The 25,467-nt window shown below is 39.7% G+C and carries 21 protein-coding genes; 8 read left to right on the top strand and 13 right to left on the bottom strand.

What is annotated here, in order from left to right; all coding sequences use genetic code 11:
* Nucleotides 1–128: 128 nt before the first annotated feature.
* The 7 genes from ACLLO5_RS10845 to ACLLO5_RS10815 form a co-directional block, all read right to left on the bottom strand.
* Complete coding sequence (locus ACLLO5_RS10845) at nucleotides 129–1,073, bottom strand: LysR substrate-binding domain-containing protein (RefSeq protein WP_413175440.1); 945 nt, start codon at nucleotides 1,071–1,073, stop codon at nucleotides 129–131.
* 246 nt (nucleotides 1,074–1,319) lie between these two features.
* The gene (locus ACLLO5_RS10840) at nucleotides 1,320–2,105 is read right to left on the bottom strand and encodes a BMC domain-containing protein (protein ID WP_413176066.1); all 786 of its coding nucleotides are present in this window, start codon (nucleotides 2,103–2,105) and stop codon (nucleotides 1,320–1,322) included.
* 49 nt (nucleotides 2,106–2,154) lie between these two features.
* The gene (locus ACLLO5_RS10835; RefSeq protein WP_413175439.1) at nucleotides 2,155–2,922 is read right to left on the bottom strand and encodes a transferase; all 768 of its coding nucleotides are present in this window, start codon (nucleotides 2,920–2,922) and stop codon (nucleotides 2,155–2,157) included.
* Nucleotides 2,923–3,055: 133 nt separating this feature from the next.
* Nucleotides 3,056–4,720, bottom strand: a complete 1,665-nt coding sequence (locus ACLLO5_RS10830; RefSeq protein ID WP_413175438.1) for a ribulose bisphosphate carboxylase small subunit — start codon at nucleotides 4,718–4,720, stop codon at nucleotides 3,056–3,058.
* Nucleotides 4,721–4,966: 246 nt separating this feature from the next.
* Nucleotides 4,967–5,272 (bottom strand): EutN/CcmL family microcompartment protein, encoded by a 306-nt coding sequence (locus ACLLO5_RS10825; protein WP_413175437.1) that lies wholly within the window; start codon nucleotides 5,270–5,272, stop codon nucleotides 4,967–4,969.
* A 4-nt stretch (nucleotides 5,273–5,276) separates the two neighbouring features.
* Nucleotides 5,277–5,621, bottom strand: a complete 345-nt coding sequence (locus ACLLO5_RS10820; protein WP_013190980.1) for a carbon dioxide-concentrating mechanism protein CcmK — start codon at nucleotides 5,619–5,621, stop codon at nucleotides 5,277–5,279.
* Nucleotides 5,622–5,732: 111 nt separating this feature from the next.
* Nucleotides 5,733–6,041, bottom strand: a complete 309-nt coding sequence (locus ACLLO5_RS10815) for a carbon dioxide-concentrating mechanism protein CcmK (protein ID WP_006276527.1) — start codon at nucleotides 6,039–6,041, stop codon at nucleotides 5,733–5,735.
* 659 nt (nucleotides 6,042–6,700) lie between these two features.
* Here ACLLO5_RS10815 and ACLLO5_RS10810 point away from each other — a divergent pair.
* The 4 genes from ACLLO5_RS10810 (at nucleotide 6,701) to ACLLO5_RS10795 (ending at nucleotide 12,270) form a co-directional block, all read left to right on the top strand.
* Nucleotides 6,701–8,557: an NAD(P)H-quinone oxidoreductase subunit F gene (locus ACLLO5_RS10810; RefSeq protein ID WP_413175436.1), complete on the top strand. Its 1,857-nt coding sequence runs from the start codon at nucleotides 6,701–6,703 to the stop codon at nucleotides 8,555–8,557.
* 119 nt (nucleotides 8,558–8,676) lie between these two features.
* On the top strand, nucleotides 8,677–10,176 hold the full coding sequence (locus ACLLO5_RS10805) for an NADH-quinone oxidoreductase subunit M (RefSeq protein WP_413176065.1): 1,500 nt from the start codon (nucleotides 8,677–8,679) through the stop codon (nucleotides 10,174–10,176).
* A gap of 102 nt (nucleotides 10,177–10,278) precedes the next feature.
* Complete coding sequence (locus ACLLO5_RS10800) at nucleotides 10,279–11,409, top strand: CO2 hydration protein (protein ID WP_413175435.1); 1,131 nt, start codon at nucleotides 10,279–10,281, stop codon at nucleotides 11,407–11,409.
* Between the two features lie 12 nt (nucleotides 11,410–11,421).
* The gene (locus ACLLO5_RS10795; protein WP_413175434.1) at nucleotides 11,422–12,270 is read left to right on the top strand and encodes an oxygenase MpaB family protein; all 849 of its coding nucleotides are present in this window, start codon (nucleotides 11,422–11,424) and stop codon (nucleotides 12,268–12,270) included.
* A 19-nt stretch (nucleotides 12,271–12,289) separates the two neighbouring features.
* On the opposite strand, the gene ACLLO5_RS10790 is transcribed toward ACLLO5_RS10795, so the two are convergent.
* On the bottom strand, nucleotides 12,290–12,904 hold the full coding sequence (locus tag ACLLO5_RS10790) for an MBL fold metallo-hydrolase (protein ID WP_413175433.1): 615 nt from the start codon (nucleotides 12,902–12,904) through the stop codon (nucleotides 12,290–12,292).
* Between the two features lie 633 nt (nucleotides 12,905–13,537).
* Between ACLLO5_RS10790 and ACLLO5_RS10785 the strand changes: the two genes are divergently transcribed.
* The gene (locus tag ACLLO5_RS10785) at nucleotides 13,538–13,900 is read left to right on the top strand and encodes a four-helix bundle copper-binding protein (RefSeq protein WP_413175432.1); all 363 of its coding nucleotides are present in this window, start codon (nucleotides 13,538–13,540) and stop codon (nucleotides 13,898–13,900) included.
* 238 nt (nucleotides 13,901–14,138) lie between these two features.
* Here the strand turns inward: ACLLO5_RS10785 and ACLLO5_RS10780 are convergent, their stop codons facing one another.
* From ACLLO5_RS10780 to ACLLO5_RS10765, 4 genes are all read right to left on the bottom strand, one after another.
* Nucleotides 14,139–14,327: a YqaE/Pmp3 family membrane protein gene (locus tag ACLLO5_RS10780; RefSeq protein ID WP_013190986.1), complete on the bottom strand. Its 189-nt coding sequence runs from the start codon at nucleotides 14,325–14,327 to the stop codon at nucleotides 14,139–14,141.
* 99 nt (nucleotides 14,328–14,426) lie between these two features.
* Nucleotides 14,427–14,813, bottom strand: a complete 387-nt coding sequence (locus ACLLO5_RS10775) for a phage holin family protein (RefSeq protein ID WP_413176064.1) — start codon at nucleotides 14,811–14,813, stop codon at nucleotides 14,427–14,429.
* Between the two features lie 149 nt (nucleotides 14,814–14,962).
* Nucleotides 14,963–15,292, bottom strand: coding sequence for a 2Fe-2S iron-sulfur cluster-binding protein (locus ACLLO5_RS10770; protein ID WP_413175431.1), 330 nt, complete (start codon nucleotides 15,290–15,292; stop codon nucleotides 14,963–14,965).
* Between the two features lie 224 nt (nucleotides 15,293–15,516).
* Nucleotides 15,517–17,676 (bottom strand): Tex family protein, encoded by a 2,160-nt coding sequence (locus tag ACLLO5_RS10765; protein ID WP_413175430.1) that lies wholly within the window; start codon nucleotides 17,674–17,676, stop codon nucleotides 15,517–15,519.
* 279 nt (nucleotides 17,677–17,955) lie between these two features.
* On the opposite strand from ACLLO5_RS10765, the gene ACLLO5_RS10760 reads away from it, so the two are divergent.
* Entirely contained in the window at nucleotides 17,956–18,165 is a 210-nt protein-coding gene (locus ACLLO5_RS10760) for a hypothetical protein (RefSeq protein WP_413175429.1), read from the top strand.
* A 274-nt stretch (nucleotides 18,166–18,439) separates the two neighbouring features.
* Here the strand turns inward: ACLLO5_RS10760 and ACLLO5_RS10755 are convergent, their stop codons facing one another.
* Complete coding sequence (locus tag ACLLO5_RS10755) at nucleotides 18,440–21,046, bottom strand: chloride channel protein (protein ID WP_413175428.1); 2,607 nt, start codon at nucleotides 21,044–21,046, stop codon at nucleotides 18,440–18,442.
* 157 nt (nucleotides 21,047–21,203) lie between these two features.
* On the opposite strand from ACLLO5_RS10755, the gene ACLLO5_RS10750 reads away from it, so the two are divergent.
* Together ACLLO5_RS10750 and ACLLO5_RS10745 are read left to right on the top strand one after the other, a co-directional pair.
* Nucleotides 21,204–23,285, top strand: a complete 2,082-nt coding sequence (locus tag ACLLO5_RS10750; protein ID WP_413175427.1) for an SPFH domain-containing protein — start codon at nucleotides 21,204–21,206, stop codon at nucleotides 23,283–23,285.
* Nucleotides 23,286–23,686: 401 nt separating this feature from the next.
* Entirely contained in the window at nucleotides 23,687–25,429 is a 1,743-nt protein-coding gene (locus ACLLO5_RS10745; protein ID WP_413175426.1) for a protein kinase domain-containing protein, read from the top strand.
* Nucleotides 25,430–25,467: the final 38 nt, after the last annotated feature.

Genomic DNA, 25,467 nt, shown 5'->3' with positions numbered 1-25,467 from the left:
GTTTCATACCGTCTTACACTATCTCGCCCAACAGACAATGCCCTGCCTGTTTGCACTATTTTATCAGAAAGCCGTCTCCGGACGGGGAACATCAAACCCATTTTTTCGGTAAAATTCCAGTTAAAAATTTATTCTGGAAGTTTAGGAACAGGAGTAGTTGGAAGAGAAATATCTTCTAGCTCCACTATCTTCTTTGCCGCCTCTAGCAGATATTGATAATAAGTGCGAGCGACAATAGATAACTGCTTACCTGCTGGGTGAGCTATATACCAAGTCCGCTTAATGGGAAAATGCTGCACATCCAAAATACTGAACTCGTGAGCATCAGTCAATAAAGTATGACGAGATAAAACCGAAATTCCCAGCCCTCCAGCTATTGCTTGTTTAATCGCTTCATTACTCCCTAATTCCAGCTTTACTTTCACCTTGAGGCCATGTTCATCTAAAAGAGACTGCACAGCACGACGTGTACCTGAGCCTGGTTCACGCATAATAAACGGTTCATTTGCCAACTGTTCAATGGGAATATTTTTTTCCTGTGCCAAAGGATGATTAGCAGGTGCAAAAACCACCAAAGGATTTTCTAAAAATGCTTCAAAATTGACATCTACATGATCTGGTACTTGACTCATAATATACAAGTCATCCATGTTACCAATCATTCGTTCTAAAATTCGTTCATGATTCGTAACTTGCAGTGAAATATCAATTCCTGGATAAAGTTGGCAAAACGGACCCAACAAACGCGGAATAATATATTTTGCGGTGGTAATTACTGCCAAGCGTAATTGCCCTTGTTTCAGACCTTTTAAATCAGCCACCGTCATTTCAAACTGGGATATAGTTTCAAAAATCTGGCGACAAGTGGCAAATAACTCCCGTCCCGCTTCCGTCAAAAATAACCGCTTCCCCACTTGCTCAAATAATGGCAACCCTACCGACTTTGTTAGCTGCTTGATTTGCATAGAAACGGTAGGTTGGGTGAGAAATAATTCTTCAGCAGCACGAGTAAAGCTACCGTGCCGTGCAGCGGCCTCGAACACCTTCAACTGGTGCAGTGTCGCTTGGTTCAAGGTGATTCTCCTCTAATAGCAATTCGTCAACATATATTTAGTATCACTGCACACTAGCCAATTATGTAGTGTCACACATACCAACTTATAAGTCTAAGCATAGATAAATATCTATCTTCGCTATCAGAAGTGCGGTATTGGACTTATGGAATTGAGAGGTTATCATCAAAACAACACAAAACGTAAGATGCCTTCCAACCTAAGATGAATGTTGAATATCCAAAATTATTGATTATTCACCATTCATCATTCATCCATCCAAAGTTCTTCTTTAACTTTTACAGGTAGTTTAGCTAAATCTGGTAACTCCACTGCCACTGCATCCACAATCTTATCTTTGATATTCAAAGGAATATTTAACGGTTGACGTTCTTCCACCCAGCAATTAGCTACTGGTAAGGTTTGTTCTAACTCATCCAAAGGTCGAGGAATCACCATGACTGCGTTCAACTCCCCAATCCTTTCTGCTTCAAACATTCCCGCTTCCACTGCTACAGCGACGTTAGCAACAGAACCACGAATAATGGCAGTACATAAACCAGCCCCTATTTTTTCATAAGAAGCTAAATGCACATCTGCTGCTTTGAGCATGGCATCACAAGCACCAACCATGGCTGGAAAACCACGAGTTTCTACCAAACCAATCGCTTGATTACTCAGACGGCTGTAACTGCCCTCCTCAATCATTTGACTCAGACGGTTAATAGGCAGAACTATATCTAAATTGGGATAAGGTCGTGGAATAACCAAGCTAGAAACCAATTGTCCAAACTGTTCTGCTGTTTGTACACCAGCTTCTACAGCCAGACGCACATCGGCAATGCCACCACGGACAATAGCTGTACAGTGACCACTACCAATCTTTTCATAGCCTACTAAGTGGACTCCAGCTGACTTTAACATCATATCAGCCGTTCCAACTATAGCTGGAAAGCTGAGTGTCGATACTAAACCCAAGGCAGTATCCTTGAGATTGTCGCGGCGACGTGATGCCTTGATGGTGCTAAGAGCGCGTTGATTGTATGTTTCCATCATGAATTCACCAGGATACTCGCAAACAAAGACAACTAACAATTAACACTTACTCTGAAGAATTGTCAGAGTTTTCGTCGCTCAAGGATTGCCGATGAGGAAACAATGTAATCAATAGTCTGTTAATGCTTCCTTGTCCATATATCTGTGTCCCAAAAGTGTTATTGGGTTCAGTGTTAGCTGGACTAGATTCGGATTCTTGAGAGTTAGTTTCTGGAGAACCTGGGAGAGTCGTTTCTGTTGGGATAGAGTCAGTAACCAGGGGTGTTTCTGCCACTGGAGGGGACTGGCTTTTAGGGGTGGGAGAAGGTGGAGATAGGGAAGTAGATTGTTGTTTAAAATCTATAAAGGCCGCAGCAGAGAATTGAGTGGTAGTAATTACTTTTTTCTCTGGTTGTTGCTCTGGGGGATTTGTAGAAGTGGGATTTGTGGAAGTTGGCTCTTCCTGTAAATTGTGATCAATCTGACGACTGTTATCTCCCAAAACCGAACCTGATGGAATAACTTGTTCAGGTGCTACGGAACAGTTAAATACTGTTGTAGCTGCACCAATACAAGCATTAGCACCGATTTTACCAGGGCCAACCATCAAAAACCCGGCTCCCAGGTTTGCTCCTGCTTCTACTTCTAGGATACCCTCATTGACTTGGAGAATTGACCCCATGCCAATACAGACCCCAGGACCAATAATAATTTTACTGTTGGCAGCTGCTTGGAGTATTACCCCTGGAGCAAGTACCGCGCTCTTATGAATATTTACCTCGCCACTAATATACTTATCAAAATTGTCGCTGAGGCGAAGCAACGGCACAGACATGGAATTTATTACCTCGGAAGCCGGAAGAATGAGTATTGAAATTTAATTTTGAGATAGGGAGGTGGGGAGGTGGGGAGATGGGGAGAAATATTTACCTCCTGCCTTCTGCCTTCTGCCTCCTGCCTTCTGCCTCCTATGGACGTTGGATGATTGCTTCCAACACTCGGCGTTTGGCTGCGGGGTCGATTCCGATTAAACGCACGTATTCACCTGCATATTCAGAAATAACAGCTTCTAGTGCAGCGATCGCATCTCTTTCCGATGTAGCCTGAATTTGACCGCAGCTTGCCCAAGTTCCTGTACGGAAACGACGTTGGTCTACGTGTTCAACGCTAATCTTAAAACCACCTGTTAACAACTGTTTCAGCTGGTCTACTACTTCGGCACTCAAGCGGGTGCTGGTTGCAGTGGCCGTTGCAGTTGTACCACTGTATGAAGTAGCTGATGTTTTCGCACTACCGGAAGATACTACTTGACCGTTAGGACGTTGGATAATTGCTTCCAATACGCGACGTTTGGCTTTGCTGTCAATGCCAATTAATCGCACATATTCGCCTTGATGAGAAGTGATGCATTCTTCTAAAGCTGCAACTACATCATTAGCTGAGGTTGCTTCAATAGGGTTACAACTTTGCCAAGTGCCTGTACGGAAACGGCGCTCATCCACATGCTCTGTACCAATTTTGTAACCATTAGCCAAGAGTTGGCGAATTTGGTTCACTGTTTCAGCACTGAGGCTGCCACTAGCAACTGCACCGTTACCGTTACCGTTACCATTACCGTTGTAGCTGCTGTAAGATGCAGCAGGAGTTTTAAAACTAGTTGTACTTGTAGCTACTACACCATCAGGACGTTGGATAATAGTTTCTAATACCCGTTTTCTGCCGTTGTCAATGCCGAACAAACGCACGTACTCGCCACTGTGGTCTATTAGACAAGATTCTAATGCTGCGATCGCTTCTCCTAATGATCTGGTTTCAATAGGTTGGCAGCTTTGCCAAGAACCTGTGCGAAACCGTCTTTGGTCTACGTGTTCAGTTCCTATTTTAAAACCTTGATTCAGTAGATAACGTACCTGATCTACTACTTCTGCACCCAATTTGCTTGCCACTTCACTGCTCCTTTCCAATTCGTCAACAATAATACTTGTATAAGATTTAGCCCCAGACATATTAAGCTCGTCCCGAATCGGGGCAATACACTTAAGATCCTCTGCACAGCGATAACCAGCCCGCAAAGCCTGATTTATCCCCACAACGTGGTGAGCGAATTGCTGATCCTGAGCTTGTACATCTGGCAATCGGTCTGCTTGCTGCTGCGTAGTAATTATCGAGCCAGATGCTACGTATTTACCTGGTGGAATTTCTACATCTTGGATGAGAGCGTGCATCATCACGATGCAACCAGACCCTACCCTGGCATTAAATACTGTAGACCTAAAGCCAATAAAGCAACTTTCCCCTACATAAGCTGGCCCATGAATCAGCGCCATGTGGGTGATAGAAGCATCTTTACCAACCCATACCGAGTAGTTTTTGCCATCATCACCAATTACTCGGCCTTGCTCCAACCCATGAATTACTACACCATCTTGAATATTAGTATTTTCACCAATAAAAAAAGGTGTTCCTTCATCTGCTCTAATCGAAGTTCCTGGAGCAATAATCACATTTTGACCCAGGTGTACATCCCCAATTAAATTACAAGAAGAATGTACAAATGCGCTCTGATGGATATCGGGTTCAGCTAAACTCCTTGACCACGGGGTTGGGGGTGCCGCCGTGCTGCGGACTACCATTGTGAGATTCCTCCTGAAATAAGCTTTTTGTCAGTTGTTAGTAGAAGAAGTTAAGGAGTTAAGGAGTTAAGGAGTTCAGTAGTATGGCTTACGCCACGCTTCGCTATCAGTAGTTCAGAATAAAACTAGAAGTCCAGCAATTCAATCCTTGAGTGGTATAGGTATTGATGATTCTGCAACTCCTGTAACTTCTGCATTCTTCTTTCCCTGTCACCTGTCACCTGTCACCTGTTCCCTATTTCCTGACTATCTATATTGGTCTTTTTTGCTGTAAATGAGACGATCTTCTACGTAAATAGTATCAATTATCGCCACCACGGCGGCATCTACTGGTCGTTGTTCATTGCCAGGAACCTGACGAGCGGCACTACCACAACTTACAAGTACCCACTCATCTATACCTGCTCCTACGCTATTATCGGCTGCTACCTCATATTTAGGTAGGAGATTACCGTTTTCATCTACTAACTGCAACATCAGCAGTTTTACACCTCTAAGAGTAGGATCTTGTATGGTGCTAACTACCGTGCCACGAACTTTGGCAATTTGCATCTAACTACGGTCTTCTACCGAAAGGACGAATGGCATTAACTCCTTCCCGGAATTGCTCTACATCTTCTGTATAACGAATAGGTAGAACATATTCCAAGTTTTCATGAGGACGGGCGATGATATGAGTAGACAGCACTTGTCCACCATTTACGCGCTTCACGTTGTCCACTCCAGCTGCTACTGATGCTTGAACTTCAGAAACGTCTCCCCGCACAATTACTGTCACTCGACCGCTACCAATTTTTTCATATCCTACTAAGGTAACGCGAGCGGCTTTTACCATTGCGTCAGCAGCTTCTACTACTGCTGGAAAGCCCAACGTTTCAACCATTCCTACTGCGATCGACATTATTTTAATCCTTTAATCAAGTTTATGGTTTGTGCTACAGGGCGCGAACAAACCGGGAAAAGATTTACACTCAAGCAAGCAGCCCCGTTTATTACTTTGTGTAAACAGTTTTTAAGTTCGGAACTGTTCTACTGCTTCTGTATACCGAATTGGTAATACATATTCTAGGTTTTCGTGAGGACGGGCAATAATGTGAGTAGACAACACTTCTCCACCGTTTACTCTTCTGGCTGCTTCGATACCAGCCGCTACTGAAGCTTGAACTTCAGATACATCACCCCGGACGATCACAGTCACACGGGCGCTGCCAATTTTCTCATATCCTACTAAGGTAACACGGGCTGCTTTCACCATCGCATCAGCAGCTTCTACTACTGCCGGAAAGCCTTTAGTCTCAATCATTCCAACTGCAATTGGCATCGCAGAACTCCTAAAAATTTAATGCAATCTGTACTATGGGTGGAAAATTTTGACGGGGATGCTGATCTTGAGTGAAGAAAACACTTCTAAAGTTAAGGATATGAAACCTTGGCATCCCTGGCAACATAAATTACTATAATAGTTTGTAATAAAAAAGTTTTAAAAAACTTAACAAAAATTAATACGCCCCTGGAATCTATTAAAGTTTACGGATTCCTAGAGCGGCCGCTTATGCTTTATAATTTCTTTATCACATTTCCAAAATAACATTCATAACTAGGTCTAATCCTATCTGGTGAGGGTCAATCACAGGCTGTATATTCTACTGTCTCTGACTTTCTTCAAGTTTTGCTATTTAGACATAGATTTAAGTGAACGATATATAAGTTTGTCAAATATATCATATAAACTTCTTTACTCAGAGTAAAAATACAAATTTGTAGCTAGAGGATTTATGAAGACAAGTAAATGCTTTTAAATATTTACAGTCATATTTTATTAGCATTTAATAGGGGATGTTGAGGTAAAAATGCTGGTTAAATTTTCTTGAAAAAATAGTTAAAAAAAACTTGATTTTTCCCCGATTAACTTTTTTTAAGCGAATGATAGTTTTAATGTTGTTTGAGAACCTATAAGCTGAGTCGTCAAGGAAAATTTAAATGCATGAGTTTCTATTTTTCACAAGTTGGTTTGTACCTTTTTATAGCTTATTGGGTGCAATTTTAACCTTGCCTTGGAGCATAGGAATAATTCAACGTACAGGGCCAAGACCTGCGGCATACTTCAATTTATTGACGACTTTGGTAGCTTTTTTCCATAGCTTGTTTGTATTTCAAGATATATGGAATAGAGAACCAGAAATTTTAGTAATTACCTGGTTTCAAGCTGGGGATTTTAACTTATCCTTTGCCTTGGAATTGTCGCCAGTTAGTATTGGGGCAATAGTGCTAATTACAGGATTAAGTCTGTTAGCCCAAATTTATGCCCTGGGTTACATGGAAAAAGATTGGTCCATAGCAAGGTTTTTTGGGTTGCTGGGATTTTTTGAAGCTGCCTTGAGTGGGTTAGCGATTAGCGATTCTTTGTTTCTCAGCTATGCTTTGTTGGAAGTTCTCACCCTTTCTACTTACTTACTGGTGGGTTTTTGGTATGCTCAACCATTGGTAGTAACGGCGGCGCGAGATGCGTTTTTAACCAAGCGGGTGGGAGATTTGCTGTTGTTGATGGGGGTAGTAGTCCTTTCAACTCAAGCTGGTAGTTTGAACTTTTCTGATTTGTATGAGTGGGCGCAAACTGCTGATTTAAACCCAATTACATCAACGTTGCTAGGTATAGCATTGATTGCTGGGCCTGCTGGTAAATGCGCCCAATTTCCCTTGCATTTGTGGTTAGATGAAGCCATGGAAGGGCCAAATCCGGCTTCAGTAATGCGAAACTCTTTGGTAGTCGGTGGTGGGGCATATGTATTGTACAAGATTCAGCCATTGTTAGCACTCTCACCGGTGGCGCTGAATGCTTTAGTTGTGATGGGAACTGTAACTGCTCTGGGGGCAACATTAGTATCAATCGCCCAAATTGATATTAAACGCGCTCTATCACATTCTACTAGTGCTTATATGGGATTGGTATTTTTAGCAGTGGGTTTGGAACAAGGTGGTGTGGCTTTGATGCTGCTGTTAACTCATGCGATCGCCAAAGCATTATTGTTCATGAGTTCTGGATCTATCATATACACTACCCAAAGTCAAGACTTGACAGAAATGGGTGGTTTGTGGTCACGGATGCCAGCAACTACTACTGCTTTTGTGGTCGGTTCGGCAGGAATGGTGACATTGTTACCACTGGGTAGCTTTTGGGCGATGTTGGCTTGGGCTGATGGCTTGGTGAAAGTTAGTCCTTGGGTAATTGTAGTTTTAGTGTTAGTTAATGGCTTGACAGCATTGAATTTAACTAGAGTCTTCCGATTAATATTCTGGGGTAAACCGCAACAAAAGACCCGTCGCGCTCCTGAAGTTGGTTGGCAAATGGCTTTCCCAATGGTGACTTTGACCATATTAACTCTGTTGTTACCACTGATGCTACAGCAATGGTACTTACTACCTGATTGGGAAAGTATTGATTGGTACATTACATTATCCTTATTTACCTCTACGGTTTTAGGAGTGAGTATTGGCTCAACAATTTACCTACATAAAGGTTGGTCAAGATCTACAATTCTGGGATGGAGATTTGTTCAGGATTTACTAGGTTATGATTTTTACATTGACCGAGTTTATCGGCTGACGATAGTTAGTGCAGTAGCATTTTTGTCCAGGATTTCCTCTTGGTGCGATCGCTATTTAGTAGATGGGATGGTGAACTTAGTGGGCTTTGCTGCCATTTTCGGTGGACAAAGTTTAAAGTACAGCATTTCGGGTCAATCTCAAGGTTATATGTTGACTATCCTCGTCGTAATTAGCGTTCTTGGGTTCTTCATTAGCTTGTCATTGGGTTTACTCGACAAATTGCCATTTTAGGAGGCAGGAGGCAGAAGGCAGGAGGCAGAAGGTAGGAGGTATATATTTCTCCCTATCACCCCACCGCCCCACCACCCCACTAACCCATCTCCCCTACATCCTACACCCTACAAATTATGATGCTAAGTACATTGATTTTGCTACCTTTGCTAGGTGCAGCGTTAATCGGTTTTTATCCTTCTGTGATCAGTGGGAAACTCGCCCGTGGAGTAGCGTTGGCTTTTGCTGTCATAATTTTCTTATGGACAGTGTTCCTAACCATTCAGTTTAATCCAGGGTACGTTGGACAACAGTTTGCTGAGTCTTTGCCCTGGATAGATGCTTTAGGCTTGAACTATAATCTAGGTATAGATGGTTTATCCTTGCCATTGCTGCTTTTAAATGGACTTTTAACTTGTATTGCCATCTACAGTAGCGATGAATCTATTCAACGTCCGAGATTTTATTATTCCTTAGTGCTGCTATTAAGCGCAGGAGTGATAGGAGCATTTTTAGCACAGGATTTATTGTTATTCTTCCTGTTCTACGAACTAGAATTGATACCTTTGTATTTGCTAATTGCCATTTGGGGTGGTGCAAAACGGGGTTATGCAGCCACGAAGTTTCTAATTTACACCGCTGTATCGGGAATCTTGATTTTAGCCAGTTTCCTGGGTATGGTTTGGTTGAGTGATTCGCCTAGTTTTGGACTAGCAACTTTAAATGCTCACACTTTACCTTTAGGGACACAAATATTATTACTGGTGGGAATTTTGGTAGGTTTTGGAATTAAAATTCCTCTTGTTCCCTTCCATACTTGGTTGCCAGATGCCCACGTTGAAGCTTCCACACCCATTTCTGTACTATTGGCTGGGGTGTTGTTGAAATTAGGCACTTATGGTTTATTGCGGTTTGGGATGAACTTGTTACCTGAAGCTTGGGAATATGCAGCACCAACTTTAGCAACATGGGCTGTTGTTAGCGTGTTGTTTGGTGCTTCCTGTGCGATCGCTCAAACTGACATGAAAAAAATGGTAGCCTATAGTTCTATCGGACACATGGGTTACGTTTTGTTAGCAGCAGCAGCAGCAACACCATTAAGTGTCTTAGGTGCAGTCATGCAAATGATTAGCCACGGCTTAATTTCTGCCATGTTGTTTTTAGTGGTAGGAGTTGTGTATAAAAAAGCTGGTAGTCGTGACTTAGACGTTATTCGGGGACTACTGAACCCAGAAAGGGGAATGCCTGTAATCGGCTTCTTGATGGTTTTGGGAGTCATGGCCAGCGCAGGTATACCGGGAATGGTAGGGTTTATTTCCGAATTCATTATTTTTAGGGGTAGTTTTGAGATATTCCCAGTGCAAACCCTAATTTCCATGCTGGGTACAGGCTTAACTGCGGTTTATTTCTTAATTCTCCTCAATCGTGCCTTTTTTGGGCGCTTGTCTGCACAAGTTACTAATTTACCACGGGTTTATTGGAGCGATCGCATTCCTGCATTTATCTTAGCCGTGTTAATTGTAGTTTTCGGTATCCAACCCTCTTGGTTAGTGCATTGGACAGAAGCTACTATTACAGCCATGGTAAATACACCTAGCTTAGTAGCAACCGTATCTGTAGATAAAGCTGACAAAAATTAGAAGATGTTAGGTTTGTAGTAGATTCTGAGTATTACTACGACCTCATCTTTTAAAGTTCTCTCAATCAAAGCTGTTTATTTTTAATGTTCTGGAGACATAGTAATGCTTAATATGAAAAATAAACCTGTTAATCATCCCTTAGTCGAATATATTCAACGCTTACAAACTGGTCAAGCACTACTTAAAGATAGTCCTGAAAATGTTTTAGAAGTTGTGGGTATTCTTAAAAGTTATGGCGTAGTTTTAGATGCCTATTCTAAAAATCTTATTTATATTGCTGAAAATCAATTTTTAGTAAATTTCCCCTTCTTTAAATATTTTGACGGCGAGATTTCTGCCCAAAAATTATTTCGTCACTGGTGGCATGACAGAATTAATTTTGAATATGCAGAATATTGCATGAAAACCATGATGTGGCATGGTGGTGGTGGTTTAGATGCCTATTTAGATAGTCAGGAATTTGCTGATATATGCAAAGTTGTTATTAATGCTAAATTGAAAAATAACCCCTTCATGTTGGGTATACATCAGCTATTTCCCGACTTTTTAATAGAACAATTGCGTGTCTCTGCCTATTACAGTGGATTAGGTCAATTTTGGCGAGTCATGGCTGATATATTTCTAACTTTATCAGACCGCTATGACCAAGGGAAGATTAAATCAATTCCTGAAGTTGTAGAATATATTAAAGCTGGTTTAGTGGCAGATGCTTTAAAACCAATTACATACGATGTAAAAATTAGGGATAAAGTATATGAAATTATTCCCAAATCAATCGGTTTAACCTTTCTTGCAGATACCGCAGTTCCTTATGTAGAAGCTGTTTTCTTCCGAGGGACTCCATTTTTGGGTACAGTTTCCCTGAACGCACAAGCATATCAAGTTCCTCCAGATCAATCACGATTTCAATATGGTGCATTATATGCCGATCCTTTACCCATTGGCAGCGCGGGTATTCCTCCCACATTATTAATGCAAGATATGCGCCATTATTTACCAGAATATTTACATAATATTTATCGTCGCAGTCGTCGTGGAGAAGATGATTTGCGGGTGCAAATTTGTATGAGTTTCCAAAAGTCTATGTTTTGTGTAACTACCGCCGCAATTTTGGGACTTTTACCTTATCCTATGGATACAGAAGATCAGTCTGAACAAAATGCTAACCGTGTTTACCTAGAAAAGTGGATGGATAGGTTAAAAACTTCGCAGATATTGGAAGTTAATAAATAGGATATTGAGTGAATGCTAAACCGCTACCAAAATCTACATTTAATTCAGCAACTTGATCCAGAAAAGGATTGTTGGCAGATTTGTCATTTGATGCTGGGATATGAATTTCCTTGGGATACTATTCGGTCTTTAGAAGTGGCTTTAATGCGAACTTATTGTCTTCCTAGTATTTCTAAATTACTGAATAAAACCGGAGAATTCATCCATCGCCCCCAAAAACGTTATGATGATACATCGATCATGTTAACGGAGATTATTAAATGGGGTTTTGAGAGTGAAAGAGGTCAAGAAGCATTACAAAAAATGAATTCAATTCATCGGCGTTTTCAAATAGATAATGCTGATTTTTTGTATGTGCTTTCTACTTTTATTTATGAACCAATTCACTGGAATCAACGTTTTGGTTGGCGGTTAATGTGTGAAAATGAAAAATTAGCAACTTTTTATTTTTGGCGACAAGTTGGTAAATTGATGGATATTAAAAATATCCCCGATACATACCAAGAATTTGAACGATATAATCAAGAATATGAAAAAGCTAACTTTAGATATTCTGATTATAATCAAAAAATTGGGGAATCAACTCGTGATTTGTTTATCAGTTGGTTTCCTAAATGGATGGAGAAGCCTTTAAAACCAATAACTTATACTTTATTGGATGATACAATGTTGGATGCTTTTGGATTTGAACATCCTTCACCATTATTATGTCGTAGTGTGGAATTTGTGCTGAAAATTAGAGCGAGAATTTTACAGTTTTTCCCCGCACCACATCAGTCTGATTTCTTTATTGATCATCCCACCCGCACCTATCCTAATGGTTATGAAATTGCTAAATTGGGACCAGTAGTAAAAGGGTGAGAACAGGCTTATTTGGCGTTCATTTGCTAGTAATAGCCACAGTCTCCACCAATTCCTGCAAACGCATCCTCCCATCTCGAAACACAGACCAACCATCACCCACCAGCACTGTTTCTACTTTCTCCAAACTAGCCAATCGCTGAACCGAAGCCACAGCTTGATCTCGATTCATTAACTTTTCATCTGGTAAGATGGTCAAGCTACCTGCGGAATGCGATCGCACTAAATCCCCAGTAATCAAAGTAGTTTCCTCCAACAGTAAAGCCAACTCACCAGGAGTTTTAGAACCTTGGAGTTCAACTACCTTCAGTCCTGGTACTAACTCCTCACCATCATTTAACCAGCGATCGCACAAAATCGGAAAATAATCCTTTTCTCCAGCCGGACCAGCAATTTTTGCATAGGTTTGACTAGCAATTTCTTTAGCTGACCTTAAATGATCTGAATTCGTTAACACAATCCAAACTACACCACCAAGAGATTTCAAATGATTCCAATCATGGTTTGATAAGGCTACAGGGTCAATCAAAATGTTACCCCCTGGACGAATCCAAGCAAAGCCATTGAAATCAATATTTCTGGCTGGATTGAAACAAGACCAGCTATATAAATCAGGACGGTGCAGAGATTTCATAATGATTCTGGTTTAGGACTTTCAATAGCTGTTTTTCTAACATCTTGCTCCAGTCTCTGGCGAATGGTACAAGACATAAGTTTTGATATAACAGTATTCATACTGTATCATTAATAGTCACTTAACTGATAAAAAGTTATTGCTTGGTTTGTAAAAATAATGCAATTAAGCTCATGTTTATAGTTTAATGCGAAAAGTAACAGCAAGAAAAAAATTAAAGTTTAAATAATACCATCCTACCCCTCCATAAATTATTTTCTATTTTAAAAATCAGCCATAAGATAGAAGGAAAAAAGCCATTAATCTAAGTTAATCAATACTGTTATAAGCCGAGATTGTATTAGGATTGAACAAAAAATTACTGACCATTAATGTATCCAACGCAAAGGCTAATAAATTAGAATCATCAAGCTTTTTTAGCGAAATTTTACCATTAAAATTCAGTAGTAAAATCTGCCAAAACAGCAGTGAAAGTTGATAAATTTATTGCTAGAATTTGGTAAATTTATCGCTATCTAGGTTGATAAATTCAAGGGTAAAAGTCCTATTTACATAGAAAAAAGTTGGAATTAATGTTGTCATAATTTCAGTTTAGAACTATACACACTCATCCAAAACACAGGAGTATTTACTATGATGATGATGATGGCTGAATCCATGACCACCGAAATGCAAACCTGCATCAACGCTTGCATGGAATGTCATAAAATCTGCTTAGAAACCATGACTTACTGTATCAGCAAAGGCGGTAGGTATATGGATATGGGAATTATGAGCATGATGCGCGACTGCTCAGAAATGTGCATGATGTGTATGAATATGATGATGGGCGGTTCTGAGTTTATTGGACGGACTTGCACTCTTTGTGCAGAAATGTGCGATCGCTGTGCAGCAGCTTGTGAAACAATCAGTGATGACAGCAGAATGAGCGCATGTGCAGCAGCTTGTCGCAGATGTGCAGAATCTTGTAGATCAATGCAAATGATTCCTGCTTAGTTCACCTAAATAGCAGATAATTCTGCAACCTAATTATTAAAGCGTTCAGACTATTTCAGTTTGGACGCTTACAGTGATTAAATATTGCCAATATTTTCATACTCTCCATATCTCAATATCGAACAATTTAACAAGCAAGGTTTAGTGGCTTTAGCAGTTGAGTTATAAATTCAAACAATAGATAAATTAACACTTTTTTTTTGATCTTAAATCCTTGCCTAGCAAGGATTCAAGTTTTCTAGAAACCTTCTCCTCTATTCAACCTTTCTTCATGTTTGGTAATTACCCAAAGTGCATGAATACTACCAGGAAGCCAACCCAGAAGAGTCAGCAAAATGTTAATTATCAAAGTTGGACTAATACCCACTGTGAGAAATACACCCACTGGAGGTAAGAATAAAGCCAGTAGCAAACGAGTTAATTTCATGGGATTATTGCTATTTCTTCAAATTTACTTACATACATTGTGGAGAGAAAATTTTAAAATTCACTCCTTCTGAGGATTTATCTGACGACTATCACCAAATTAAGATTCAGTTTTGACATTAGTATTGCTTTGTAAATCCATATTCTTTTCGGCAAAGTATTTACTGATAAATGTATTTGCCAAAGATAAAACAACTGGAGCGAGAATAAACGCGATAATTCCTTCAACTCTAAACCCAGGAACTAAAACTGATGCTAACCAAAAGCAAATTCCGTTGACTATTAAGGAAAATCCACCTAAAGTTACAAATGTCAATGGTAAAGATAGAGTAGAAATAGCTGGTTTAACTGAACTATTAATCAAACCAATTACTAAAGCCGCTATTAAAGCTGCGGGAAAATTAGCAATATCAACCCCTGGAAAAAGGATATCTACAATTAATAGGCTTAATGCTGTAGCGAGTGCAGTTAAAAATGTTACCCACATTATTTTTACCTCTGTAATTGCCATCTCTATCTTTAACTCAAATTACAGTTTTCACCTCTATTGATAGATAGGATTGAGGTATATCGAATGGAGGATTTTTGAAACGCAGAGGAACGCTGAGGTTAACGCAGAGGAACGCGGAGTATTTTTTAGTGTTCAGGTTTATAGTAGAGGGAGGATTTATATAAGAGTTGTTCTTGGTGAGTTTCTAAGACGCAATCGGATAAGGGATAAGTTACACAGGTAATAACATAACCAGCAGCAATTTCATGGGGACGGAGAAATTTTTGCTCACTTTGATTTATTTCCCCTTTGATAAGTTTAGCTACACAAGCTGAACATTCCCCTTGTTTACACCCAGATGGTAAACGGATACCGGTTTCTTCTGCTATGTCGATGATATATTGATCATCTGGTACTTGAATGGTACGATCTAATCCTAATTTTTTGTTAATTAGTCGAACTTGATAAACTGTCATATCAATTTTGAATGTATTTTTGATGTTGTTTCACGCAGATTCACAGAGAAGAGAAATAAATTTTTTCTCTGCGTCTTTGCGTGAGGTTTAATTCCAGGATTTACGCAACTGGCACATTGGGAAGGTGTGTCGGATGTTAAACATCTGTTTATTTACTAGATTTATGTAGTCTGACGCACCCTACAATAGATTTTTGGTGTGACACGCAGCTTTAGTCCTAAATTCTATTGTTTAACTGCTTTCATTGATAAGCTAATGCGTTTTAATTTTTCATTGACTTCTAAAACTTGAACTTTTACAACTTGTCCAACTTTGACTATTTTTTGAGGATCATCAACAAATCTATCTGCTAGTTGGGAAATATGTACTAACCCATCTTGATGTACACCAATATCAACAAATGCACCAAAGTTAGCAACGTTGGTAATGATTCCTTCTAGTTCCATTCCCACGGTTAAGTCTCTAATTTCTTTGATTCCGTCTTTGAAGGTTGCATACTTAAATTCTGCACGGGGATCTCTTCCTGGTTTTTCTAGTTCGTTGAGAATATCGCGCAGTGTTGGTTCTCCTATGGTGTCGGTGACGTATTTTTTTAAGTTGGTTTTTTTAAGTTTTTCAGCAATTTGTGTAACTTGGTTTAATGGTACACCTAAGTCAGTAGCTATAGATTGCACAATTGGATAAGTTTCTGGATGTACTGCGGTGTTATCTAAAGGGTTTTCTCCATCTCTAATTCTCAAAAAACCCGCTGCTTGTTCAAATGCTTTTGGTCCTAATTTTGTTACTTTTAAGAGTTGACGACGATTTTTGAAAGCGCCATTTTGGTTGCGATAGGCGATGATGTTGTTAGCAACTGTGGGTGTAATTCCTGAAACAAATGTTAGCAGTTCTTTGGAAGCGGTGTTTAAATCTACGCCAACAAAATTTACACAGCTTTCTACTGTTTCATCTAATTTCTTTTTCAGCAATTTTTGATCTACGTCGTGCTGGTATTGTCCGACTCCAATTGATTTGGGATCTATTTTTACTAATTCTGCTAATGGATCTTGTAATCTACGGCCAATGCTAATTGCACCGCGTACTGTAACATCTAATTCGGGAAATTCTTCTAATGCTACTTTGCTGGCAGAATAGATGGAAGCACCAGATTCATTTACCATGACTTTAACTGGTTTGCGTTCACAGGTTGCTAATATTTCTGTCACAAATTCATCTGTTTCACGGGAAGCTGTTCCGTTACCAATGGCGATTAATTCTATCTGGTATTTTTCAATTAAGTTTTTGATGGTTTGCGCTGCTTTTTTCCGTTGTTCAGCAGCTTGATGAGGGAATACGGCTTGATATTCTAAGAATTTGCCAGTTTGTTCTAGTACCGCTACTTTACAACCGGTTCTAAAACCTGGATCTATGGCTAATGTTGGTTTCATTCCTGCTGGTGCAGATAGCAATAATTCCCGCAAATTTGCTTCAAAGGTTTTGATGGATTCAATATCAGAATAGGTTTTCTTTTCGGAAATTACTTCTCCAATCAGGGAGGTTTTCATCAAGCGGTTAAAGGCATCTTTTAACATCGGCTGATAAAAATCTCTAACTGCGCGAACTTTGGTTTTAATTTCTTGGGATTCTAAATATGAAAGTACGAAATCTTCATCAAAGTCAATTTCAAAGCTTAATATTTTCTCTGCTTCTCCCCGACATAATGCCAGCATATTATGAGGGGCAATATTTCTGACTTTAATTTGATAATTGCGGTACATTTCAAATTTGGTTGTCCCTTCTGGATGTTCATCTTTGATGCGGGAAACAAATAAACCTTCTGCTAACAAGTAATCCCGTAAATATGCCCGTAATTCTGCTTTTTCGGCAACTTCTTCTGCTAAGATGTCTGATGCACCTTTTAATGCTTCTTCTGCTGTTTTTACAGCTTTTTCTTCAGAAACATACTTTGCTGCTTCTGCTTCTAGGTCGGCTGCTACACTATTTTTCACATTTAATGATTTTATAAATGCTGCTAAAGGTTCTAATCCTTTTTCTCTGGCGATGGTAGCACGGGTACGGCGTTTTGGTTTGTATGGTAGGTATAAATCCTCAAGTTCTGTTTTTTGCAGACAGGAGGTAATTTTAGCTTTGAGTTCATCGCTGAGTTTACCTTGTTGGGCGATCGCATTTAAAATCGCCTTCTTCCTTTCTTCTAATTCTGTTAAGTATGTATACCTATCAGATAAATCTCGCAATTGCACTTCATTCATCTCATTAGTGCGTTCTTTGCGATAACGTGCAATAAAGGGAATTGTCGCACCCTCGGCTAAAAGTTCCAGCGCGTTTTGCACCTGATTGGGTTGAAGTTCTAGTTCAGTTGCTAGTAGTTGAGGAATGTTCAACATTGGGTGAATATGATTGAAAATGTGACTTACATCATGTCTGTTTGCAAGTTATCATATCTGTTTCGGCGGGGAATAGGAAATAGGAAAAAATTGATTACGCCAGTAAAGACGCGGTTTTGATGCTATTTTTCCGAAAAATTAAATAATTTGGGGAGATTGTTTTTTATATAAACTATTGTAAATCAGTCTTACTTAAGTGTATAATCAGGAATTGTTATCACAAGATCGGTTGAAATTAGTTCATTCGACCAATCGGCAGTTAGTTCAGGATTTGGTAAAATGCCTCTATTTTTTCTGATTCCACTCTTTACGGGTTTAATAACTGGCTATTTTTTCAACAAAAAAAATGATGAAATCGGCTATATTGCAGGTGTATTTACAGCAATTAGTGTGATTTTGTGTTTGATTTTATCACCTTGGCAAGTCCAGTTAGGGTTGTTGATGCTTGTACTTGTTGGTAGCAACCAACTTTTGCGGAAAATTTATTAATTAGGGTTTGCAGAAAAAGTATTTTCGTTAGGGCTAGAAGTCAGGAGTCAGGAGTCAGGAGTCAGGAGGAAGAATTAGAAGAAGATAAGAATAATCTTGAACCTGGAAAAGTGATAGGTAAATGAACAGTTTTAACGCTTATTCCTTGCACCTGATTCACATTTTTAACCCTTCAAACTCTTGATATATCTAAGTTGTAGCTTTATTAAGTAAGCCCTAATTAAGTCAGATAAATACTCTATTCTACAGTCATAAATTTGCTCCAAATTACAAATTATGAATGAATCTCTCCTCTAACTAAAATCACCGTACTTTCCACACCCGAAGCAATAGTTTCGGGAATATTACCTTGAATTGCTTGTTGTAATAATCCCTCACGGGAAGCACCCAAAACTACAACATCATAGCCTTCTGTTTGTACTAAATTAATTACTCCTTCACAAACAGAATTTGCTTGTACTGGTGCAGCAATAACTGTACTTTGCAAGTTACGGTGACGCATTAGTTGACGAGTGGATTCTTCTAAAACTGTCATATCTGGCTTTAATTCCGATGGTTTAAATATTTGCGTGAGACGAATTTGGGCATCATTTCCTAATGTTACTAAAGCCGGTAATAATTTAATTGCCATGCGTGCATTGGGTCCTCCAGCCATGGGGACTAACCAACGGTTGAAATGGTTAGGGTCAGAAATATTACCAAATTTTACTAAGACAACATCACAGACTGCTTGACGAATTATAGTATCTACAACAGTACCAAAAATACGTCCTGGAGTAGAAGTATTACCTTTCCAACCCATAAAAATCAGGTCAATATGTCGTTCATTGATTGTCTCTAAAATTGCCTGGGCGACATCATGGGCGACTCGAATCTGGGTATGGATGGGAATATGCCATTTTTTTGCTAAAGCTTCCGCTTGTCTGAGTAAACGGCGACTTTTTGTAGTGCTGACTTGGGTTTCAGAGGGGGAACTATGACGGGAGACGAGGATAATTTGTAAACACTCTAGTTCATAATGGCGATCGCGAGCAATAGTCGCAGCCATTTGTAAAAGAGTTTCCGCTGTATCGGGATTTGCGACCGTAACTAATAATCTCCCTCTCCCAATACTAGGCGATCGCGTTTGGTAAACTACATAAGAAGGTTCTGGTTGGGGTCCAGAAACTCCATTTTCACAATTCAGATGATCTGCTTCCGCCCGAATAATATCTGCACGAGTAATAATTCCCACCAGTTTTTGTCTTTCCACCACTGGTAAACGGCTGATTTGATAACGATCCAGCAAATACAGCACATTACTAAGTGTTTGTTTAGGTGTAACTGTGACAGGCTGAGGTGTCATGATTTCTTTTAAAACCGTATCTCGACTCACAGGTATTTTCTGTAAATCAGATTGGGTGACAATTCCTACCAATTTACACTCTTCTACCACCGGAAAACCCCGATGATGAGAACGAGAAAAGGCTTGAATAACTTCCTCAACAGACATCTGTGTTTCTAAAGTTTCCACCCGTTCCTGCATCACATCTTGGGCTGTTAATTGAGTTAACACACCTTCTCTGGTAGCATCTTTTTCAATTTTGATGCCATTTAATAGTAAAAGTTTGTCATACAGTGAACCAGGCACTACCTGATCAGCAACTAAATATGATGTTACAGAAACAATCATCAAAGGTAACACCAAATTGAAATCTGTAGTCATTTCAAACACAATTACAATAGCTGTAATTGGGACTTTAGAAACCGCACTAAAAAATCCCCCCATTCCGGCTAAAGCATAGGTAGTAGGCGAACCTAAACCCCAAATTTGAAACTCACAAACCCCTACCAAGTGTCCTAAACAAGAACCTAAAATCAGACTAGGTGCAAATAATCCCCCAGGTGATCCAGAACCAAAGGCGATTAAAGTTAAAATAAATTGAGCAATGAAAGTAATTGCCGCAAAACTGGGATTAGGTTCACTGGCAATCATATACTCCCGTAAACCTGTATTATCACGGTAATATTCAGGGAGAGCCGAGATAATTAAACCACAAATTAAACCAGCTAAAGCCACTCGTAGCGGTAAACTTATATGTAATCGGCGATAAGTTTTAACACTAAAAATTAAACCACGATTAAATATTGCACCTAGTAGACCAGCCAAAATACCCAATAGGAAAAAAATCGGAATTTCCTGCAATGAAAAACTACTTAAATATTCCATTGATTGCAAATTTAATTGCAAACTTCCACCACCTAACAACCGGGAAATTACCCCACCGATAAAACAGGCGATAATAGCAGTTCCTAAAGTTAGTCCTGATACATCTTGTAGTAACTCTTCAATAATAAATAAGACCCCCGCAATAGGGGCATTAAAAGCAGCCGATAAACCTGCACCTGCACCCGCAGCAATCATTTGTCGGCGATGTTCTGGAGAAGTGGGAAAAGTGCGACTCATTCCCGCAGCTAAACTGGCACCGATTTGAACTGTGGGTCCTTGTCTTCCTAGCGTTATACCCGAACCCAAGGAGATGATTGTACTGAGTAATTTTATACCTGCCACCCGCCAGGATAACTTGATCGGGATATTAGCAAGACTGGCTTTAACTTGAGGAATACCACTACCAGCGGCTTCTGGTGCTAATCTTTGCACCAACCAACCAGCTAAAAACCCAAAACTCATACCAATTAACGGTAAAGTCAGCCAAGCTGGTAAAAAGTGGGTACTATGAACTCGCCATGTCCCTAACCATCCTGAACCTTGTTTGAGTAAAACAGCAGATAAAGCAGCAACTATGCCAATAATGCAAGCTTCGGCGTTAGCATATCCCATGGACGTGATTGCTAAACCTTTTCTGGGCTGGCACAAGCGGCGAAACTGCTTGGTTAGCATCGCCAGGGAGATCATAATTTAAAGTTTTATTGAGATTTTAATTATAGGCAAACATACAACCTTTTCTCGTCAAAAAGTTACATCAAGTTTAAGAAATTTACTATCTGGGGCTTGAAGTGATAACTTAGATGATTAGTTGCCCAAAAGGGCAAACATTATGAAAAGTTTTGCATCTTCTCTTGGTAAGAGTAAACAAAATAAATTTGTACAGTTGTCCGCATCTGCGGTAACAGCATTGGCTTTAGCAAGTGGTATTAATGCTGCTAATGCTACAACAATAAAAATACCCACAGCAAAAGAAGTTATTTCTACCTCAGTCCAGTCAGATCAAGCACAACCTAACATTAACCAGTTAGAAACTAGCGAGATTAAATATCAAGCAATGGGGGTAGAACCTATAATTCCCCTAATTTTATTTGGTGGTGTGGTGATATTTGTCCCCTTGGTATTTGGTGGACTGGTAGTTATCGGTGAACGCGAAGTGGGAATTGTGGTGAAAAAATTCGCTCTCACAGGTAAAGGACTACCACCAGGTAGATTAATAGCCATGAATGGAGAAGCGGGTTTACAAGCAGATACCCTCGCACCTGGTTGGCATTGGGGTCATTGGCCTTGGCAATACTCGGTGAAAAAAGAACCTGTTATAGTTGTCCCTCAAGGCCAAATTGCTGTCATTGTCGCCGCAGATGGCGCACAAAACCCTCCAGAACGGATTTTGGGCAAAATTGTCGATTGTGATAATTTCCAAGATGCCCGCAAATTCTTAACCAAAGGTGGAGAAAAAGGCCGACAAATGGGTTTTCTCACCGCAGGTACTTATCGGATTAACACTGCCTTGTTTAAAGTGATTACATCTGCTAACGCTAGTACCCACGGCATGAATCCTGAACAACTGCGGGTATATAGTGTTTTACCAGATAAAGTTGGTATTGTTACCACCTTAGACGGTTTACCTATTCCCCCTGGTGAAATTGCTGGTCCGACAATTGAAGGACATGATAACTTCCAAAACGGGCAAAAATTCCTGAATGGTGGTGGGAGAAGAGGTTTGCAAGAACAGATTTTACTTTCTGGTTCTTGGAACTTAAACCCTTGGTTGGTACAAGTTGAACAAGTACCGATGACGGAAATTCCCATTGGTTATGTGGGTGTGGTAATTTCTTTCGTAGGTCAAGATCAAGAAGACGTGAGTGGTGCAGCTTTCACCCATGGTAACTTGGTTAACCCAGGACATAAAGGTGTGTGGGTGGAACCGCTTTATCCTGGTAAACAACCGCTGAACTCGCGGATTATGAAAATTGAGTTAGTGCCGACGACCAATATTGTTTTAAACTGGTCACGGCGGACAGAACGCCATAGTTATGATGCCCAACTTGCTTCTTTAACTGTGCGATCGCGCGATGGTTTCGCTTTTGATTTAGAAGTAGCACAAATTATCCATGTTGGTGCTTTGGATGCACCCAAGGTAATTTCCCGTGTTGGTTCAATGCAAAATTTAGTTGATCATGTCCTAGAACCAACCATTGGTAACTATTTCCGCAACTCTGCCCAAGATTACACTGTACTCGATTTCCTCACCGCCCGCAGCGAACGACAAAGCGAAGCCGCAGACTATATTAAAATCGCTTTGCGTACCTATGATGTTCAAGCTATAGATACCCTCATCGGTGATATTCAGCCTCCTGCAACCTTGATGCAGACACAAACAGACCGAAAAATTGCCGAAGAAGAACGCAAAACCTACGAAGTTCAGCAAATGGCACAAACCCAGCGTCAGCAACTGGTGCGGGAAACAGCCTTGGCTAACATTCAACAGGAAATGGTTGCATCTGAACAAAGTGTGCAAATAGCAGAATTGAAATCTCAAGCTGCAATTAAAGAAGCGAACGGACAAGCAGAAGCAACCAAGCTGAAAGCCTTAGCAGAAGCCGAAGGTATCCGTGCTACAGGTAACGCCAAAGCCGAAACCTACCGCACCGGTGTCCAAGCTTTGGGAATGCAAGGATACACAGCCATGCAGTTAATGCAAATTATAGGCGATCGCAATGTCCGCTTAATTCCCGATATCATGGTAGGTGGTAACAACGGCACTAGCAACGGATTAGTAGATGGTTTATTATCCATGATTCTCTGGAATCAAACCGGTCATAATCCAACTAAAACAGGTGCAATTCCACCACCACCACCATCTAATAAAACCGAAAAACATAACGGTAGCCAAATCATCAGTGAGTTATAGAAGGTGACAGGTGACAGGTGACAGGTGACAGTAAGAAGGTAAGAGGGGGAGTAGAGTAAAAATTAATTCTTTCTTCTTTCTTCTTTCTTCTTTCTGAAATTCTGCCTCCTGCCTTCTGCCTCCTGCCTTCTGACTTCTGCGGTATCATTAGTTCATATCCTAATCACCTTGGCTGTTGCTATACCTAAAGAATAAGCAGATGATTCTTAGAGGACGTTTGAAAAGTCCCTCATGGTGTATCAAACAATCTCAGATCCTTCCTCCTTGATAAGGGGATAAATCAATCAAAGTCCCCCTTTTTAAGGGGGATTTAGGGGGATCTATAGGTATTAGATACCACAAGGAAAAGTTTTCAAACATCCTCTTACACCAGTAAAATAAAATTGATTTTGAGGGGAATTTTGTTAATCCAAGAACGCTATCGGTTAATTAAGTTAATTAGTGATGGGGGAAACTATAAGACTTTTCTCGCTATTGATGAAAGTCAGTTTCCTCCAATTTCTTGTATTGTTCATAAATTTCCTCAAAATCAACAAATCACCACTGCATTTATCAACAAAATTGAAAAATTCAAAACATTAAACAGTCATCCACAAATTCCTAAGATTTTAGATTTTTTCACAGCAGAAGATTATTATTTAGTTTATGAATTTATTCCAGGTGACAACTTAAAAGCCGTTTTAGCCAAAGAAGGTGTTTTTCAAGAAACACAAATTTGGCATATATTAAAAACCTTATTGCCAGTTATTAACTTTATTCATAAACAGCAAATTATTCATTGTCATATCAAACCAGAAAATCTAATTATTAAAGAATCATTTAACAAGCAAAAAAATGATAACTTATTCTTAGTTAATTTTGCCTCTGCTCAAATATTCACCACACCCAACAATATCAGAGAACAACAAATAATTGTTAGTCCTGAATATAGCGCCCCAGAACAAATACAAGGAAAACCAACCTTTGCCAGTGACCTTTATAGTTTGGGAGTCACTTGTATTTATCTCCTCACACAAATTCCCCCCTTTGATTTATTTGATATTGCCAATAATACCTGGATTTGGCGAGATTATTTAACTACACCAGTCAGCGAACATCTAGCCCAAACCTTAAACAAATTAATCAACCCCAATTTACAAGAACGCTGGCAATCAACATCAGAAATTATCACCCAACTAGGAATAAAAAATCATCATCCGCGTTTATCTGCGTCCATCAGCGTTGCAAAAAATATCACCATTAAACATAATCTTGATAGCCAAATTCATACCTTAGCATTTACACCAGATAGCCAGATTTTAGCCAGCGGTGATGATAGTAAAAACATTAAAATTTGGGATATAAAAACTCAAAAATTATTAGCTAACTTGCCAGGACATACAAAATCCATACAATCAGTAGCCTTTAGCCCCAATGGAGAAATTTTAGCAACAGCAAGTGATGATAAAAAAATCAAATTATGGAATGTCAATACATGGCAAGAAATTACCACATTAAATGGACATTTACACGCTGTAAAATCAGTAGCTTTTAACCATACAGGTAATATTCTTGCCAGTGGAAGCTGGGATAAAACTATTAAAATTTGGGATGTAAATACAGGTGCAGAAATTTGTACACTGACAGGACATCAATTACAAATCAATGCGATCGCCTTCAGTTCCCAAAATGATATATTAGCTAGTGCCAGTAGCGATCGCACAGTGCGTCTATGGAAATTACAACCAGACCAAAAATCACCAAACTACCCGTATCAACTTTTAACAACCCTTGTAGATCATACAAGAACAGTGTTAGCAGTCGCCTTTAGTCCCAACGGACAGATTTTAGCAACCGGTAGCGATGATAACACCATTAAACTGTGGAATATTAAAACTGGTGAATTAATTAGCACACTCTTAGGGCATTCCTGGTCAGTAGCAGGATTAGCTTTTACAGCCGATAGTCAAACCCTAATTAGTTGTAGTTGGGATAAAACAATCAAACTTTGGCATATCAGTACAAAATCAGAAATCACAACCCTCTCTGATCATACTGACTCAGTATCTACAATTGCCCTTAGTCCAAATTCACAACTAATTGTCAGTGGTAGCAGAGACAAAACCATCAAACTGTGGGATAATTGGAAATTGGGTAGTAATTAAAAATTACCACTTACCAATCACCAATTACCCAATCACCA

This window comes from Anabaena azotica SJ-1 (assembly GCF_047275885.1).
GTDB lineage: Bacteria > Cyanobacteriota > Cyanobacteriia > Cyanobacteriales > Nostocaceae > Trichormus_B > Trichormus_B azotica_A.
This window is presented reverse-complemented; position numbering and strand designations above follow the sequence as displayed.